Genomic DNA, 797 nt, shown 5'->3' on the forward strand with positions numbered 1-797 from the left:
GGCCGCTGCGGGGTGGGCGTTACCTGGGGCAGCGGTGGTGCCCCCCATGGTGGTGGCAGGACGGGTGCGGCCCCGATCGGGGCGAGTTGGGTGTCGTAGCCCTGGATGCGGCCCGCGGTGGGCTGACCGGGCCAGACCGGTGGGTGCACCTGCACGGTCTGCTCCGGTGGGGGTAGCGGCACTGTGGCCGCCTCGCGGGCGGCGTGCGCGAATTCCACGGTGGTGGCATAGCGCTGGGCGGGGTCTTTGGCCATGCCTTTGGCGATGACGGCATCCATGCCTTCGGGCACCCCGGGTCGGCGTGTCGAGGGCCGGGGCGGCGGGGTGGTCAGGTGCCCGACGATTTGTTGTTCGAGGCTGTCGCCGGGGTAGGGGCGCTGCCCGGTCAGCGCCTCATAGAGCACGCAGGCCAGGGCGTAGATGTCGGCGCGGGCGTCGGCCTGTCCGGTGTTGAGCCGTTCGGGGGACATGTAGGCCCAGGTGCCGATGGCCGCCCCGGTGCTGGTGAGCCCGGTTTCCCCGGCCGCGCGGGCGATGCCGAAGTCGATCAGGTAGGCGAAGTCGTCCTTGGCGACCAGGATGTTGGAGGGTTTGACGTCGCGGTGGATCAGCCCGATTTCGTGGGCGGCGTGTAGTGCCGAGGCGATCTGGTCGATGATCGCGATCGCCCGCGCGGGTTCCAGCGGCCCGTCGGCCAGTACGTCGTGTAGGTCGCGGCCCTCGATGAGCCGCATGGTCACATACAGTCGTCCGTCGATCTCGCCGAAGTCGTAGATGGGGATGACGTGCGGCTCGTC

Annotated in this window: 1 protein-coding gene; it reads right to left on the minus strand. The window is 70.3% G+C overall.

All coding sequences use genetic code 11. The annotated features are described in order from the left end of the window. Positions 1-797, minus strand: a 797-nt coding sequence (locus tag A5678_RS10725; protein WP_156746852.1) for a serine/threonine-protein kinase, incomplete at both ends; no start/stop codon positions are given.

The organism is Mycobacterium sp. E2733 (assembly GCF_001667585.1).
GTDB lineage: Bacteria > Actinomycetota > Actinomycetes > Mycobacteriales > Mycobacteriaceae > Mycobacterium.